This is a genomic window from Pseudomonas sp. XP1, from assembly GCF_053557675.1.
The window spans coordinates 1-15,905 of record NZ_JBNRIJ010000004.1; the positions used below are offsets into that span (position 1 = coordinate 1).

Below are 15,905 nucleotides of genomic sequence, written 5' to 3' on the forward strand. Positions count from 1 at the left end.
AACTGCTCTGTGTATTTACCCATAGATCCCCCAAGGGTTGGATTGGTGTCCAACTTCTAGGGGGCAGTCCATACCTGTGGGAGCGGGCAAGCCCGCGAAGAGGCCAGTACCGGAAAACCCATTGCTGAACCTTGGCGTTTATCCCTGCTGCCCTCGGCACAACCCTTGCTGTAAGAAATTTCTGAAGATGCCATCAAAATAGTGGCGCCAGAAAACACGAGGGTTACACCGTGTCTGCCATCCTCTCACTGTTACGAAGCCGCCTTTTGCGGCCTGTGTTTGTTGCCCTTGGTATCGCTCTTTTGGTGCAGGTGCTGGTCGCCGTTGCCCTTACCCGAAGCACGGTCACCGCCTTGGAGGCCGACTTGGGTGAACGCCTGGGCAATGACAGCCGGCAGCTCGCCAGCGAGCTGGAGCAAGCCGGGCAAGACGTACGCTCAGGCCTCGACAGCCTCTCCAGCAGCACCCGCCAGCGGCTGAGCGCAGGTTTGTCGGCGCGCCTGCAAAGCGAGCAACAGCAACTGCGCAGCACGCTGGAAAAGAACCTCAAGGACTCCGCCAACGATATGGCCGAGCTGCTGGCGTCGGTCGCACCGCGGGCGATCTGGGACAACGATGTGCCGGTGCTCTCTGACTTCGCCCGGCGTGCCCAGCGCAACCCCAACGTGCTGTTCGTGGTCTACGACGACGCCCAGGGCCAGCACCTGACCCGCTACCTGAACCGGCAAAACCCGATCAACCAGGCATTGATGGACAAGGGCCAGGGCGAGCGTGCGCTGGACAAGGTGATCGACGCGGCCCGGCGCGACCCGGCGGTGTACTTCGTCGAGGCCTCGATCAACCCCAATGGTGCAGAAATCGGCAAGGTGGTGATGGGCGTTTCCACCGCCGGTATCGATCAGGAGCTAAAGGCCCTGGACCAGCGCTTCGCCGCACTGATCGCCAGCGGCGAGCAACTGGTCGGCGACAGTCTGGTCGGTGCTGCTGCCGACAGTGGCAAGACCTTGCGCGAGCGCCTGGAAAAGGCGCAGGGCAGCGCAGCCGCGATGCAGGCCAATACCGCACAGACTGTGCGTGATGCTGCTGCCGAACTGCGCTGGCGCATCGGGCTGGGCCTGATGCTGGTCGGCCTGGGTGTGCTGGTGGTGGTGGCCGTGGTGCTTGGTCGCCGGGTGCTGAGCAAGCTGCGCCTGCTGATTGCCGCGCTCGACGACCTGGCGGCTGGCGAAGGCGACCTGACCAAGCGCGTGCCCCTCGACAGCCGCGACGAAATTGGCGACATGGCTTCGGCGGTTAACCGCTTTGTCGACAAGCTGCAACCCATCGTGCGCGAGGCGGGCGAGGTGGCGCAGCGCACCGGCGTGGAGATTGGCGCGATGGCCCAGCGCAATGCCGGCGCCGATGCTGCCGCTGCACTGCAACGCGATGAAGTGGCGGCCAGCCTGCGCGATCTGTCGAGCATGGCCGATGAGGCCCAGGCTGAAAGCCATGCCATGCAGGCAGCCCTGCAGCAGGTGGTGGATATCCGCCAGGCTACTGACGAGAACAGCCGTACCTCGACTCAGCTCGCCGGTTTGATCGAGAACCTGGCCGGGCAGGTGGAGGCCGGCTCCCAGGTGATCGAGCGCCTGGCCAAGCAGAGCGAGCAGATCGAAGTGGTGCTGACCGTTATCCACGGCATCGCCGAACAGACCAACCTGCTGGCCCTGAACGCGGCCATCGAAGCCGCCCGTGCTGGCGAAACCGGGCGCGGGTTTGCCGTGGTGGCCGATGAGGTGCGGGCGCTGGCGAGCAAGACGCAAAGTTCTACGGGAGATATCCAGGCGCACATCGCCGCACTGCAGAAGGGGGCCAAGGAGGCCGTGGCCACCATCAGCCAGGCCGGTCTCAAGGCCAGCGAAGGGCTGCTGGTGTTGCGTGACAACGAGCGCCGCCAACAGTCGGTGCAGGCAGCGGTGGAGCAGGTGCACGCAGCCATCGGCCTGGCCACCCGGGCGGCCGAGCAGCAGGCGAGCGGGGCGCAGGCAGTGCGTGGGCGGGTGGAAACCATACACGCCCAGGCCGAACGCTCGGCCGAGGTGGTGATGCAGACCACCGCAAGCAGCAAGGTGCTGGATGACCTGGCCGCACAGCTGCGTGCCAGCCTGGGCCAATTCAGGGCATAGAAATTCGCAAGCGAATCGCAATCCCTGTGGGAGCGGGTTCACCCGCGAAGAAGACGACGCGGCATGGCACCGGCTCCGCCGGTGTTCGCGGGTTAACCCGCTCCCACAGGGCAAGTGCAAGCTTCTGCAATTGTGCAAGGCCATCGAGTTTTGGCGGTGCAGTGTTGCTAAGATGGCAACGACACATGGCAAACGGAGTTGTTCATGTCAGCTCAACTGGTCGCCGCCCCGGCCGCCCTGGATTTTCTCCATTGCGACAGCGTGCATGTCAACGCGCCCATGACCGCTCTCCAGGCCTACTGCACCATGACTTCGGACGTCCCAGGCTGGCTGGCCAAAGCCTTTCGCCTGCGCGATTTCATCTCGCGCCGCTTCAATGTCACTGCTATCCACGGTTTCTCATCGCGCAGCCCCGAACGTTTGCCGGTAGTGGGCGAGCATCTGGACTTTTTCCTGGTCGAGGCAATCAGCGACCATCAATTGGTCCTGACCTCGCGTGACACGCACCTGGCGGTGATGGTGAGCATGGATCTGGATGAGCCGAGGGATGGCCAGCAGCGTTTGAGCGTGACCACCTCGGTACAGTGCTTCAACCGCTTCGGCCGCCTCTACATGCTGCCTGTCGGCAAGGCGCATGGGCCGATTGTGCGGCGCATGCTGCGAAACATCTGATGGCTTCATCGCCGGCAAGCCGGCGAAGAAGGTTATGCCTTGTTCAGATACATCCGCGTAGTCAGCAGGTATACGGGCAGCCCCGACACCACGATCAGCAACGCCGCATAAGGCGCTGCCGCCGCGAACTCGACGTTGGCCGTGTGCGCCCACACCTCGGTGGCCAGGGTGGTCATTCCGGTCGGGCTGAGCAGCAAGGTAGCTGTCAGTTCCTTCATGGCATCCAGGAACACCAGGGCAAATGCTGCAGCCATGGCTGGGAAGATGATCGGCAGGGTCACCCGGCAGAACGCGGCAAAGCTGCCCGCGCCCAAGGTCCGCGCCGCTTCCTCCAGTGTAGGTGAAGCCTTGTTCAGCGCGGTGCGCACCGGCGACTGCGCCAGCGGCAGGAACAGCAGCGCATAGGCCAGCAGCAACAGTGCTGTGGTCTGGTATAGCGCCGGCACGTAATGCAGGGCGAAGAACACCAGGGTCAGGGCAATCACCAGGCCGGGCAGGGCATGCAAAAGGTATGGCAGGCGCTCGGCCCAGATTGCCAGGCGGCCCTTGTAGCGCACCACCAGGAAGCTGATAGGCAGGGCCATCAGCACGCAGAAACCGGCACCACCCAGCGACACCGACAGCGAGGTGAACAACGCCTTGGAAATGGCTGCCACCGGGAATGCCGCCGATGAACCCACGCTCAGCCAGTAGCCGAGCATGGCCAGCGGAATACCGCTGCCCAGCACCGCCAGGCCCACGCAGAACAGTTGCGCCAGCACAGCCCAGCCACGTAGCCGCACTGGTTGCGCCCGACGCGCCACGCCCTGGCCGATGCGCACATGGCGGGCCTTGCCACGTACCCGCAGTTCAAGCCACAGCATCAAAAGGCACATCGCCAACAGTACGGCGGACAGCATGGCCGCGTTGGCATTGCTGAACTCCAGTTCGAACTGCTGGTAGATAGCCGTGGTGAAGGTTTGCAGGCCGAGGATCGACAGGGCGCCGAATTCCACCAGCATGTGCAGGGCGATCAGCAGCGCGCCGCCCAGCATCGATGGCCACAGCAGCGGCAGGGTGACCTTGATGAATACTTCCCAGCGGCTGCAACCCAGCGTACGTGCCGATTCCTCCAGCGAGGTATCGAGGTTGCGCAGGGTTGCGGCCACCGGCAGGAACACCAGCGGGTACTTGGACAGGGCCATGACCATGATCGCTCCGCCCAGCCCTTCGAAGTCAGAACTCAGCGACACCCAGGTGAAGCTGCTGACGAACGACGGCACGGCAAACGGCAGGCATAGCACCACTCCCCATAGCCGACGGCCGGCCAGGTTGCTGCGCTCCAGCAGCCAAGCCAGGGCCAGGCCGACTGCCATGCAGGTCAGCGTCACCCCGACCATCAGCATCAGGGTGTTGCGCATCAGCCCCCAGACAAACGGCCGCCACAGCAGGTGCATGGCTTCTCGCCAGCCGGCCTCCCAGGCTTTCATGGCAACGTACAGCAAAGGCAGCAAGCTCATCGCTACCAGGAACAGCACAGGCAGCACCACCCAGACGGAGGGGCGCTTGCGGCGCGGTACGAAGCGTACTGGCACCGGCTCGGACAGGGCGGCAGTCATCAGAGCAGGCCGACCTCGCGCTCAAGCTCGATCGCTTCCTCTGCATTGCCCAGGTCGGCTGGTGAGATCTTCGGCGGGCGCAGGTCTTCGAACGGCTTCAGGCCACGGTCGGAGACCATGCCTTTGTGCAGCGGGTACTCGGCGGTGGTCTGGGTGATCACGCGCTGGCCTTCTTCGCTGGCCATCCAGTTGAGCAGGGCCTGGGCTTCCTTCGGGTGCTTGCTGGCCTTGACCACGGCTGCGCCGGAAATGGTGACCAGGTTGCCGGCATCGCCATCGGCCAGGTAGTAGAGCTTGGTGTCCAGCTTGCCGCGCTCGCGCTCAAGCGCATACCAGTAATAGTTGTTCACCAGTACCGCAGCGACTTCGCCCTTTTCCACGGCTTTGAGGGCGACCATGTTGTTGGTGTAGGTCTTGCCGAATGCCTTCAGGCCGGTCAGCCATTCTTCGGTGGCTTCTCGCCCGTGCATCTTCAGGATAGCCACGGCCTGCTCCTGGAAGGCGCCGCTGGTGGGTACATAGCCGACGCGACCTTCCCACTCGGGGTTGGCGAAGTCCATCACTGTGGTCGGCAGGTCTTTCTCGTCGACCTTCTTCGGGTTGAACACGACGATACGCGTACGGGCGGTAATGCCCATCCAGGTGCCGTTGGTGCCAACGTACTCCTTGGGCATCATGTTCGCGGTGGCGTCGTCGATCTTTGCCAGCAGGCCCAGTTCGCCCAGGTTGTTCAGGGGCGGGGACTCTTCGGTATAGATGATGTCGGCCGGCGAGCGTTCGCCTTCCTCGATGATCTGGCTGGCCAGCTGGTTGCTGCTGCCCTTGCGAATATTTATGTGGATGCCGGTCTTGGCCTCGTAGGCCTTGGCGATGGCCTCGCCGATTTCCTTGTGCTGACCGTTGTACATGGTCAGGGTGACCGGTGCGTCTGCCATGGCGGCCGGAGCGCCGATGGCCAGGCTCAGCACGGCGGCGGCCAAGGTACGCATCAGCGGTTGCGGGCGGATCGTCATGCGGGTACTTCCTCGCTTACGGCTACATATTTGGAAACAATGGTAAACGAAATCGTTTCTCAAGTGGCCGGGTGACGAGAAATTCATGGTCAGACCATGGTGCAAGAGTCTGAAGGTGTGTTGGCTGTGCCTATGACCGAAAGAGGAGGGATACAAAAATCGCAGGCAAGAAAAAACCCACTAGCAAGCTAGTGGGTTTTTGTATGGTGCCCAGGAGAAGACTCGAACTTCCACGACCGTTAAGTCACTGATACCTGAAACCAGCGCGTCTACCAATTCCGCCACCTGGGCAAAGCTTTACATCGTCTGGAGAAGGCGACTATCGTTCGCTTTCACACAGTAGTAACAGATCCTTGGTCATCTGTTACTTGAAAATATTTGGTGCCCAGGAGAAGACTCGAACTTCCACGGCCGTTAAGCCACTGATACCTGAAACCAGCGCGTCTACCAATTCCGCCACCTGGGCACACATTCGAGATTACTTGATGCTTTACAGCGCCGCTCATCTCTACTACAACTTCGGGGTTGTCCGTCGTTGTGGTGCGCACTATACGGACGGTCCGGGGGGCTGTAAACCCCCCGAGCAAAAAAAATTTCAAAAAATTCAACTTGTTGATTCCGCAGGCCTATTCCTTCTCGCCGGAGACGCCGGTAGGGCTGTCCAAGGCTGACATTTCCGGTTTCAATACGCCTATGCCAGAATTCATATCTATATACCCCAAGGTGAACCCCTTCTGATGGCCGATTGGCAATCCCTCGATCCCGAGGCCGCTCGCGAAGCGGAAAAATACGACAACCCCATTCCCAGCCGTGAGCTGATCCTGCAGCGCCTCGCCGACCGTGGCGAACCGGCCGCACGCGAGGAGCTGGCGGCCGAGTTCGGTCTTTACGACGAAGACCAGATCGAAGCACTGCGCCGCCGCCTGCGCGCCATGGAGCGCGATGGCCAGCTTATCTATACCCGGCGCGGCACCTATGCCCCGGTAGACAAGCTGGACCTGATCTGCGGCCGCGTTTCCGGTCACCGCGATGGCTTCGGCTTCCTTATTCCGGACGATGGCAGCGAAGACCTGTTCCTCAGCCCGTCGCAGATGCGCCTGGTGTTCGACGGCGACCGCGGCCTGGCCCGGGTCTCTGGCGTCGACCGCCGTGGTCGCCGCGAAGGCGTGCTGGTCGAAATCATCTCCCGTGCCCACGAAAGTGTGGTCGGCCGTTACTTCGAAGAAGGCGGTATCGGCTACGTGACCCCGGACAACCCGAAGATCCAGCAGGAAGTGCTGGTCACCGCCGGGCGCAACGGCGGTGCCAAGATCGGCCAGTTCGTCGAGATCAAGATCACCCACTGGCCCACCCCGCGCTTCCAGCCGCAAGGCGATGTGGTAGAGGTCATCGGCAACTATATGGCGCCGGGCATGGAAATCGACGTTGCCCTGCGCAGCTACGATATCCCGCACGTCTGGCCCAAAGACGTGATCAAGGAAGCGCGCAAGTTCCGCTCTGAAGTCGAAGAGAAGGACAAGGAGAAGCGCGTCGACCTGCGCCACCTGCCGTTCGTCACCATTGACGGCGAGGACGCCCGCGACTTCGACGATGCTGTCTATTGCGAGCCGTTGGGCAAACTGCGCCTGTTCTCCGGTGGCTGGCGCCTGTATGTGGCCATTGCCGACGTGTCCAGCTACGTGCGCCTGGGTTCGGCCCTGGACGTCGAGGCCCAGCAGCGCGGCAACTCGGTGTACTTCCCCGAGCGTGTGGTGCCTATGCTCCCCGAAGAGCTGTCCAACGGCCTGTGCTCGCTGAACCCGCATGTCGATCGCCTGGCCATGGTCTGCGAAATGACCATGAACAAAGCCGGCCAGATGGTCGCCTACCAGTTCTACGAAGGCGTCATCCACTCCCACGCCCGCCTGACCTATAACAAGGTCAGCAGCATGCTCGAGCATTCCCGTACCCGTGAGGGCAAGGCGCTGCGCGAGGAGTACAAGGCAGTCGTCCCGGACCTGAAGAACCTGTACAACCTGTACAAGGTGCTGCTGGAGGCCCGTCACACACGCGGCGCGATCGACTTCGAGACCCAGGAAACCCGCATCATCTTCGGTGACGAGCGCAAGATCGCGGAAATTCGCCCGACCGTGCGCAACGACGCCCACAAGCTGATCGAGGAATGCATGCTGGCGGCCAACGTGGCCACCGCCGAATTCCTGCAGAAGCATGGTGTGCCGGCCCTGTACCGCGTGCACGACGGCCCGCCGCCGGAGCGCCTGGAAAAGCTGCGCGCGTTCCTGGGCGAACTGGGCCTGAGCCTGCACAAGGGCAAGGACCCGTCGCCGAAAGACTACCAGGCACTGCTTGCGAGCATCGCCGGGCGCCCGGACTTCCACCTGATCCAGACCGTGATGCTGCGTTCGCTGAGCCAGGCGGTGTACAGCACCGAGAACAACGGCCACTTCGGCCTGAACTACGAGGCTTATACCCACTTCACCTCGCCGATCCGTCGTTACCCGGACCTGCTGGTGCACCGCGCCATCCGCAGCATCATCCGCTCCAAGGTAGATACCCCGCACGTCAAGCGTGCTGGCGCCATGAGCATCCCCAAGGCGCGTATCTACCCGTACGACGAAAACACCCTCGAGCAGCTCGGCGAGCAGTGCTCGATGACCGAGCGTCGGGCCGATGAAGCCACCCGTGACGTGGTCAACTGGCTCAAGTGCGAATTCATGAAGGATCGCGTGGGCGAGACCTTCCCGGGTGTGATCACCGCTGTGACCGGCTTCGGCCTGTTCGTCGAGCTGACCGACATCTACGTAGAAGGTCTGGTGCACGTCAGTGCGCTGCCGGGCGACTACTACCACTTCGATCCGGTGCACCACCGCCTGTCTGGCGAGCGTACCGGTCGCAGCTTCCGCCTGGGCGACACGATCGAGGTCAAGGTCATGCGCGTCGATCTGGACGAGCGCAAGATCGACTTCGAGGTGTCGGAAAAGACCCTCGCCGCCCCGATCGGCCGCAAGCAGCGTGGCGCCGCGCCGGCTGCCAGCCACGCCGAGCAAGCCCCGGTCGAGGCCAAGGCCACGCCGAAGCCGCGCAGCCGCAAGAGCGAGACCGCCGAGGCGTACTTCCCGAAAGACGCCGTGCAGCGTAACGCCGAAGTGCGCAAGAGCCGCGAAATGAAGAAGGCGCTGATGAGCGAGGCGCGCAGTGGCGGCCATGCCAGCAGCAAGTCGGACAAGGGTGGCAAGGCTTCCGGCAAACCGACCAAGCACCGTAAAGGCCCGTCGAAGTCCGGCGCGCCACGCAAGAGCAAGAGCAAGAGCAAGTCATGAGTCAGCTGGAAAAGATCTACGGCGTGCACGCCGTGCAGGCATTGCTGCAGCACCATCCGAAGCGGGTCAAGCAGATCTGGCTGTCGGAAGGGCGCAGCGAGCCTCGCTTGCAGGCGCTGCTGGCGCTGGCCGCGGAACATCGCGTGGCGGTCGGCCAGGCCGAACGCCGTGAGATGGACGCCTGGGTAGAGGGCGTGCATCAGGGTGTGGTCGCCGAGGTGAGCCCGAGCCAGGTCTGGGGCGAGTTGATGCTCGAGGAGTTGCTCGAGCGCACCGAAACACCACCGCTGATCCTGGTGCTGGACGGTGTCACCGACCCGCACAACCTTGGCGCCTGCCTGCGTACCGCCGATGCCGCCGGTGCCACGGCAGTGGTGGTGCCCAAGGACAAGTCCGCAACCCTGACGCCGGTCGTGCGCAAGGTGGCCTGTGGCGCCGCGGAGGTGATCCCGCTGGTGGCTGTGACCAACCTGGCGCGCACCCTGGAAAAACTGCAGCAGCGTGGCCTGTGGGTGGTAGGTACCGCCGGCGAGGCCGAGCAGGAAATCTACCAGCAGGACCTGACCGGGCCGCTGGTGATGATCATGGGCGCGGAAGGCAAGGGCATGCGCCGGCTGACACGCGAACATTGCGATTTCCTGGTGAAGTTGCCGATGGGCGGTAGTGTCAGCAGCCTGAACGTGTCGGTGGCGACGGGCGTGTGCCTGTTCGAGGCTGTGCGTCAGCGTCAGGCCAAGCGCTGATCTTCGGCCTGTACCGGCCTTATCGCCGGTAAGCCAGCTCCCACAGGTGCGCCACAGGGTTTAGCACCTGTGGAGCTGGCTTGCCGGCGATAGGGCCAGTGCAGGAATAAAGTGCTTCCGGCTGTTCAAATATTCACCAATCGCCTTGCTTGTACGCCTCGCCTTCTCTACAATTGCGCCCCTTGCCGAGCTGGCAGGCGCTCATGTGCCTCCCCTCCGTGCAAGACATACAGTGTCATTCACTCCTTGTCTGACCAGATTCGCTGGCAGACTACTAACCCGTAAGGAGCATTCATGCGTCATTACGAAATCATCTTCCTGGTTCACCCGGACCAGAGCGAGCAAGTCGGCGGCATGGTTGAGCGTTACACCAAGCTGATCGAAGAAGATGGTGGCAAGATCCACCGCCTGGAAGACTGGGGCCGTCGTCAACTGGCCTACGCAATCAACAATGTTCACAAGGCTCACTACGTGATGCTGAACGTTGAGTGCACCGGCAAGGCCCTGGCCGAGCTGGAAGACAACTTCCGCTACAACGATGCCGTTATCCGTAACCTGGTCATCCGTCGCGACGAAGCCGTTACCGGCCAGTCCGAGATGCTGAAGGCTGAAGAAAACCGCAGCGAGCGCCGTGAGCGTCGTGAGCGTCCTGAGCATGCTGAATCCGCCGACGGCGACGACAGCAATGACAGCGACTCCAGCGATAACGCTGACGAGTAATCCACGGACCTTTAGAGGAGCCTATTAAATGGCACGTTTCTTCCGTCGTCGTAAATTCTGCCGCTTCACTGCTGAAGACGTGAAAGAGATCGACTTCAAAGATCTCAACACCCTGAAAGCTTACGTATCCGAAACCGGCAAGATCGTTCCAAGCCGTATCACCGGTACCAAAGCTCGTTATCAGCGTCAGCTGGCTACCGCTATCAAGCGCGCCCGCTTCCTGGCCCTGCTGCCCTACACCGACAGCCACGGCCGCTGAGACCGGGTCGTCGACAAGCAGTAAGGGATTAGCATGCGAGCGTTAGCAAGTTTCATCATGCGCGGTCGTGTGCAGGCCACCCTGGTGGTGGTCATCAGCGCGGTACTGCCGCTGCTGTTCTGGTTGAGTGCCGCTGCCGGCAGCCTTGTGCTGCTGCGGCGTGGGTTCAAGGATGCTACAACGGTCATCGCCGGCGGCCTGCTGGCCGGGCTGGCCGTGTGGGTCATGGGCGATCCCATCACCTTTCTGGTGATCGCTGGTGCCCTGGGCTTGGCTGCGCTGTTGCGCGCCGAGCATCCCTGGAGCCGGGTGTTGCTGGTCAGTGCCGTGTTCGCCGTGGCTTTCAGCCTCGTGCTCGATCTGGCGTTGGCGCAAACCTTCGATGTGCTGGCCAAGGCGTTTGCCGAAGCCATGCCGAAAATCGAGGGGCAGCCGGTGCTCTCCGGTGAGCTGATCCGCCCTGTGCTGGTCGCTTCCACAGCAGTGACGGTGCAATTGTTCAGTGTGCTGGCCCTGGTGCTGGCGCGCTACTGGCAGGCAGCGTTGTACAACCCTGGAGGCTTCGGTCGCGAGTTTCGCGCCCTGAAGTTGCCGAAACAGACCATGGCGGTCTTGGTGGCAGTGATGGTGGTGGCCCCGTTCATCGGGCCGCAGTTCATCGTCCTGGCATCGGCCTCGAGCCTGGTACTGGTGCTGGCCGGCATCGCCTTGATGCACGGGCTGGTGGCACAGGGGCGACTGGCCGGTTTCTGGCTGGTGGGCATGTACGTGACGTTGCCGCTGATCATGCAGCTGATTTATCCGTTGCTGGTGGTTTTGGCCATTGTCGACAGCCTGATTGATTTTCGCGGTCGCAAGTCCCCCAAGGGGAATGACTCCGCGAACGGTGAAGGTTAAAAGTTAAGAGGTTTTACCAAATGGAACTGATCCTGCTGGAAAAAGTCGCTAACCTGGGCAACCTGGGCGACAAAGTAAAGGTTAAGGCTGGTTACGGCCGTAACTTCCTGCTGCCATTCGGCAAGGCCACCGTTGCCAACGCCGCCAACCTGGCTGCGTTCGAAGAGCGTCGCGCCGAGCTGGAAAAAGCAGCTGCTGACAAGAAAGCTTCGGCTGAAAGCCGCGCTGCCCAACTGGCCGAGCTGGAAGTGACCATCACTGCCACCGCTGGCGACGAAGGCAAGCTGTTCGGTTCGATCGGCACCCACGACATCGCTGACGCCCTGACCGCCTCCGGCGTTGAAGTGGCCAAGGCTGAAGTTCGTCTGCCGAACGGCACCATCCGTCAGGTTGGCGAATACGACGTAGCCGTGCACCTGCACAGCGACGTTGAAGCCACCGTACGCGTGGTCGTCGTAGCTGCCTAAGCTGCGCTGACTGGCTGGCTCCTTGTGGGTCAGGCGGTTAACATCGGGCACGGTCCTGTTTTCGACAGGCCGTGCCCTTTGTCTTTTTCATCCTCCAGAATTCTTTCGTGGCCATGAACGAGATCACCACCTCCGAACAGCTTGACCTGCAAACTGCAGCCCTGAAGGTGCCGCCGCATTCCATCGAGGCCGAACAGGCCGTGCTCGGTGGCCTGATGCTGGACAACAACGCCTGGGAGCGGGTACTGGACCAGGTGTCGGATGGCGACTTCTACCGGCATGACCACCGCCTGATTTTCCGTGCCGTGCACAAGTTGGCCGACGCCAACCAGCCATTCGACGTGGTGACCCTTCACGAGCAGTTGGACAAGGAAGGCCTTTCTTCGCAAGTCGGTGGCTTGGCGTACTTGGCAGAGTTGGCCAAGAACACCCCGTCGGTAGCCAACATCAAGGCCTACGCCGCGATCATTCGCGAGCGCGCCACCCTGCGTCAGCTGATCAGCATCAGTACCGATATCGCCGACAACGCGTTCAACCCCCAAGGGCGCAACGCCGAAGAGATTCTCGACGACGCCGAGCGGCAGATCTTCCAGATCGCCGAGGCGCGGCCGAAGACCGGCGGCCCGGTGGGGGTCAACGAACTGTTGACCATGGCCATCGACCGCATCGACACGCTGTTCAACTCCGACAGCGACATCACCGGTGTTTCCACAGGCTTTACCGACCTCGACGAGAAGACCAGCGGCCTGCAGCCAGCCGACCTGATCATCGTCGCCGGCCGACCGTCGATGGGCAAGACCACCTTCGCCATGAACCTGGTGGAAAACGCCGTACTGCGTACCGACAAGGCGGTGCTGGTGTTCTCCCTCGAGATGCCAGGAGAATCGCTGATCATGCGTATGCTCTCGTCTCTGGGCCGTATCGACCAGACCAAGGTGCGTTCCGGCCAGCTGGACGACGACGACTGGCCGCGCCTGACCTCGGCGGTGAACCTGCTCAACGACCGCAAGCTGTTCATCGACGATACCGCCGGCATCAGCCCCTCGGAAATGCGTGCGCGTACCCGCCGCCTGGCCCGTGAGCACGGCGAAATCGCCATGATCATGGTCGACTACCTGCAGCTGATGCAGATTCCGGGTTCGGCCGGTGACAACCGGACCAACGAGATTTCCGAGATCTCCCGCTCGCTCAAGGCCCTGGCCAAGGAGTTCAACTGCCCGGTCATCGCCCTGTCGCAGCTGAACCGCTCCCTGGAACAGCGCCCGAACAAGCGCCCTGTGAACTCCGACTTGCGTGAATCTGGTGCGATCGAGCAGGACGCCGACGTGATCATGTTCGTGTACCGCGACGAGGTGTACCACCCCGAGACCGAGCACAAGGGCGTGGCGGAAATCATCATCGGTAAACAGCGTAACGGCCCCATCGGCTTCGTGCGCCTGGCGTTCATCGGCAAGTACACCCGCTTCGAGAACCTTGCGCCGGGCATGTACAACTTCGACGACGACGAATAAGCCACCGGCCTCATCGCCGGCAAGCCAGTTCCCACAGGAGACCACTGCCTTGAGGCCGGTGGAGCTCCTGGAGGCGTTTGCTTGCCGGCGATGAGACCGGTACAGGCAACCCATGAATCCGACAACCATCGTCGGATTTGGTCAAAATTTGTGCTATATTCCGCGCCCGCGATTTCCCTGCACACCAGAACCGGTCACTGACATGCAAGCAGCCAAACCACTCTACGACTATCCCAAGTACTGGGCCGAATGCTTCGGGCCAGCACCTTTCCTGCCGATGAGCAGGGAGGAGATGGATCTGCTCGGCTGGGATTCCTGCGACATCATCATCGTGACCGGTGATGCCTACGTCGACCACCCGTCGTTCGGCATGGCCATCATCGGCCGCCTGCTGGAGGCCCAGGGCTTCCGCGTGGGCATCATTGCCCAGCCGAACTGGCAGTCGAAAGACGACTTCATGAAACTCGGCGAGCCGAACCTGTTCTTCGGCGTGGCTGCGGGCAACATGGACTCGATGATCAACCGCTATACCGCGGACAAGAAAATCCGTTCCGACGACGCCTACACCCCTGGTGGCCTTGCCGGCAGGCGCCCGGACCGCGCCAGCCTGGTGTACAGCCAGCGTTGCAAGGAAGCCTACAAGCACGTGCCGATCGTGCTCGGCGGCATCGAGGCTTCGCTGCGCCGCATCGCCCATTACGACTACTGGCAGGACAAGGTCCGCCACTCGATCCTGATCGACGCCAGCGCCGACATCCTGCTATTCGGCAACGCCGAACGCGCGGTGGTCGAGGTGGCCCAGCGCCTGTCCAACGGCGAGAAGATCGAGACCATCACCGATGTGCGCGGCACTGCTTTCGTGCGTCGCGACACGCCTCAGGGCTGGTACGAGATCGATTCGACCCGAATCGACCGCCCGGGCCGCGTCGACAAGATCATCAACCCGTACGTGAACACTCAGGACACCCAGGCCTGTGCCATCGAGCAGGCCAAGGGCGACCAGGAGGACCCGAACGAAGCCAAGGTCGTGCAGATCCTCGACAGCCCGAGCATGACCCGGGAAAAGTCGGTGATCCGCCTGCCGTCGTTCGAGAAGGTGCGTAACGACCCGGTACTCTATGCCCATGCCAACCGGGTGTTGCATCTGGAGACCAACCCGGGCAACGCCCGCGCCCTGGTGCAGAAGCATGGCGAAGTGGATGTGTGGTTCAACCCGCCACCCATCCCCATGAGCACCGAGGAAATGGACTACGTGTTCGGCATGCCCTATGCCCGTGTGCCGCACCCGGCCTACGGCAAGGAGCGCATCCCGGCCTACGAGATGATCCGCTTCTCGGTGAACATCATGCGTGGCTGCTTCGGTGGCTGCACCTTCTGCTCGATCACCGAGCACGAAGGCCGCATCATCCAGAACCGCTCGCACGAGTCGATCCTGCACGAAATCGAAGAGATGCGTGACAAGGTGCCGGGCTTCACCGGCGTGGTTTCCGACCTTGGCGGCCCGACTGCCAACATGTACCGCATCGCCTGCAAGAGCCATGACATCGAGAAGCACTGCCGCAAGCCGTCTTGCGTGTTCCCGGGCATCTGCGAAAACCTCAACACCGACCACAGCTCGCTGATCGAACTGTACCGCAAGGCTCGCGCCCTGCCGGGTGTGAAGAAGATCCTGATTGCCTCGGGCCTGCGTTACGACCTGGCGGTGGAGTCGCCGGAGTACGTCAAGGAGCTGGTCACCCACCACGTCGGCGGTTACCTGAAGATTGCCCCGGAGCATACCGAGCGTGGCCCGCTGGACAAGATGATGAAGCCGGGTATCGGCACCTATGACCGCTTCAAGCGCATGTTCGAGAAGTTCTCGAAAGAGGCGGGCAAGGAACAGTACCTGATCCCGTACTTCATTGCCGCGCACCCGGGCACCACCGATGAAGACATGATGAACCTGGCCCTGTGGCTGAAGGGCAACGGCTTCCGTGCCGACCAGGTGCAGGCGTTCTACCCGTCGCCGATGGCCTCGGCCACGGCCATGTACCACTCGGGCAAGAACCCGCTGCGCAAGGTGACCTACAAGAGCGAAGGCGTGGAGATCGTCAAGAGCGAGGAGCAGCGCCGTCTGCACAAGGCGTTCTTGCGTTACCACGACCCGAAGGGCTGGCCGATGCTGCGTGAGGCACTGCAGCGCATGGGCCGCGCCGACCTGATCGGGCCGGGCAAGCACCAGCTGATCCCGCTGCACCAGCCGCAGACCGATACCTACCAGAGTGCACGCCGCAAGAACTCGACCCCGGCAGGTAGCCACAAGGTGGGCAAGGAGCAGAAGGTCCTTACCCAGCACACCGGCCTGCCGCCGCGTGGCAGTGATGGCAGCAAGCCTTGGGACAAGCGTGAAAAAGCCAAGGCTGAAGCGTTCGCGCGTAACCAGCAGGCGGCCAAGGAGCGCAAGGAAGCGGCCAAGGGTGGCAAAGGCAACAAGAAGCCGCGTCAGCCAGTGATCCCGCGCTGATTTCGGGGGCCGCTTTGCGGCCCAATCGCCGGGGGGG

General features: G+C 62.3%; 12 protein-coding genes, 2 tRNA genes and 1 pseudogene. 11 read left to right on the plus strand and 4 right to left on the minus strand.

The genetic code is table 11. The annotated features are described in order from the left end of the window. Nucleotides 1–1,118: 1,118 nt before the first annotated feature. The 3 genes and pseudogenes from ACK1U9_RS05145 to ACK1U9_RS05155 form a co-directional block, all read left to right on the plus strand. Nucleotides 1,119–1,259, plus strand: a pseudogene (locus ACK1U9_RS05145) (hypothetical protein); the annotation flags it as partial. 201 nt (nucleotides 1,260–1,460) lie between these two features. Continuing rightward, nucleotides 1,461–2,165, plus strand: a complete 705-nt coding sequence (locus tag ACK1U9_RS05150) for a methyl-accepting chemotaxis protein (RefSeq protein WP_371053067.1) — start codon at nucleotides 1,461–1,463, stop codon at nucleotides 2,163–2,165. A gap of 204 nt (nucleotides 2,166–2,369) precedes the next feature. After that, entirely contained in the window at nucleotides 2,370–2,837 is a 468-nt protein-coding gene (locus tag ACK1U9_RS05155; protein WP_046613316.1) for a DUF2867 domain-containing protein, read from the plus strand. Nucleotides 2,838–2,869: 32 nt separating this feature from the next. Here ACK1U9_RS05155 and ACK1U9_RS05160 read toward each other — a convergent pair whose 3' ends face one another. The 4 genes from ACK1U9_RS05160 to ACK1U9_RS05175 all read right to left on the minus strand — a co-directional run bounded on the left by ACK1U9_RS05160 (nucleotide 2,870) and on the right by ACK1U9_RS05175 (nucleotide 5,914). After that, nucleotides 2,870–4,435 (minus strand): ABC transporter permease subunit, encoded by a 1,566-nt coding sequence (locus ACK1U9_RS05160; RefSeq protein WP_435780647.1) that lies wholly within the window; start codon nucleotides 4,433–4,435, stop codon nucleotides 2,870–2,872. Beyond that, the gene (locus ACK1U9_RS05165; RefSeq protein WP_046613312.1) at nucleotides 4,435–5,448 is read right to left on the minus strand and encodes an extracellular solute-binding protein; all 1,014 of its coding nucleotides are present in this window, start codon (nucleotides 5,446–5,448) and stop codon (nucleotides 4,435–4,437) included. The genes ACK1U9_RS05160 and ACK1U9_RS05165 overlap by 1 nt, the downstream gene beginning before the upstream one ends. Nucleotides 5,449–5,652: 204 nt before the next feature. Then, nucleotides 5,653–5,739, minus strand: a tRNA-Leu gene (locus ACK1U9_RS05170). An 88-nt stretch (nucleotides 5,740–5,827) separates the two neighbouring features. Continuing rightward, nucleotides 5,828–5,914: transfer RNA gene (locus tag ACK1U9_RS05175), tRNA-Leu, on the minus strand. A gap of 271 nt (nucleotides 5,915–6,185) precedes the next feature. Between ACK1U9_RS05175 and rnr the strand changes: the two genes are divergently transcribed. The 8 genes from rnr to ACK1U9_RS05215 all read left to right on the plus strand — a co-directional run bounded on the left by rnr (nucleotide 6,186) and on the right by ACK1U9_RS05215 (nucleotide 15,868). Then, complete coding sequence (gene rnr, locus ACK1U9_RS05180) at nucleotides 6,186–8,768, plus strand: ribonuclease R (protein WP_449109745.1); 2,583 nt, start codon at nucleotides 6,186–6,188, stop codon at nucleotides 8,766–8,768. Beyond that, a complete protein-coding gene (gene rlmB, locus ACK1U9_RS05185) occupies nucleotides 8,765–9,511 on the plus strand; it encodes a 23S rRNA (guanosine(2251)-2'-O)-methyltransferase RlmB (RefSeq protein ID WP_046613310.1) in 747 nt (248 codons plus the stop codon). The genes rnr and rlmB overlap by 4 nt, the downstream gene beginning before the upstream one ends. Before the next feature lie 294 nt (nucleotides 9,512–9,805). After that, the gene (rpsF, locus tag ACK1U9_RS05190) at nucleotides 9,806–10,231 is read left to right on the plus strand and encodes a 30S ribosomal protein S6 (RefSeq protein WP_013974420.1); all 426 of its coding nucleotides are present in this window, start codon (nucleotides 9,806–9,808) and stop codon (nucleotides 10,229–10,231) included. A 28-nt stretch (nucleotides 10,232–10,259) separates the two neighbouring features. Beyond that, complete coding sequence (rpsR, locus tag ACK1U9_RS05195) at nucleotides 10,260–10,490, plus strand: 30S ribosomal protein S18 (protein WP_003249563.1); 231 nt, start codon at nucleotides 10,260–10,262, stop codon at nucleotides 10,488–10,490. 33 nt (nucleotides 10,491–10,523) lie between these two features. After that, nucleotides 10,524–11,387: a hypothetical protein gene (locus ACK1U9_RS05200; RefSeq protein ID WP_003259010.1), complete on the plus strand. Its 864-nt coding sequence runs from the start codon at nucleotides 10,524–10,526 to the stop codon at nucleotides 11,385–11,387. Nucleotides 11,388–11,407: 20 nt separating this feature from the next. Next, nucleotides 11,408–11,854 carry a 50S ribosomal protein L9 gene (rplI, locus tag ACK1U9_RS05205; RefSeq protein ID WP_003249568.1) on the plus strand — a complete coding sequence of 149 codons (447 nt, stop codon included), beginning with the start codon at nucleotides 11,408–11,410 and terminating at the stop codon, nucleotides 11,852–11,854. Between the two features lie 113 nt (nucleotides 11,855–11,967). Then, entirely contained in the window at nucleotides 11,968–13,365 is a 1,398-nt protein-coding gene (gene dnaB, locus ACK1U9_RS05210) for a replicative DNA helicase (RefSeq protein WP_015271992.1), read from the plus strand. A 202-nt stretch (nucleotides 13,366–13,567) separates the two neighbouring features. Continuing rightward, nucleotides 13,568–15,868, plus strand: coding sequence for a YgiQ family radical SAM protein (locus ACK1U9_RS05215; protein ID WP_046613306.1), 2,301 nt, complete (start codon nucleotides 13,568–13,570; stop codon nucleotides 15,866–15,868). Nucleotides 15,869–15,905: the final 37 nt, after the last annotated feature.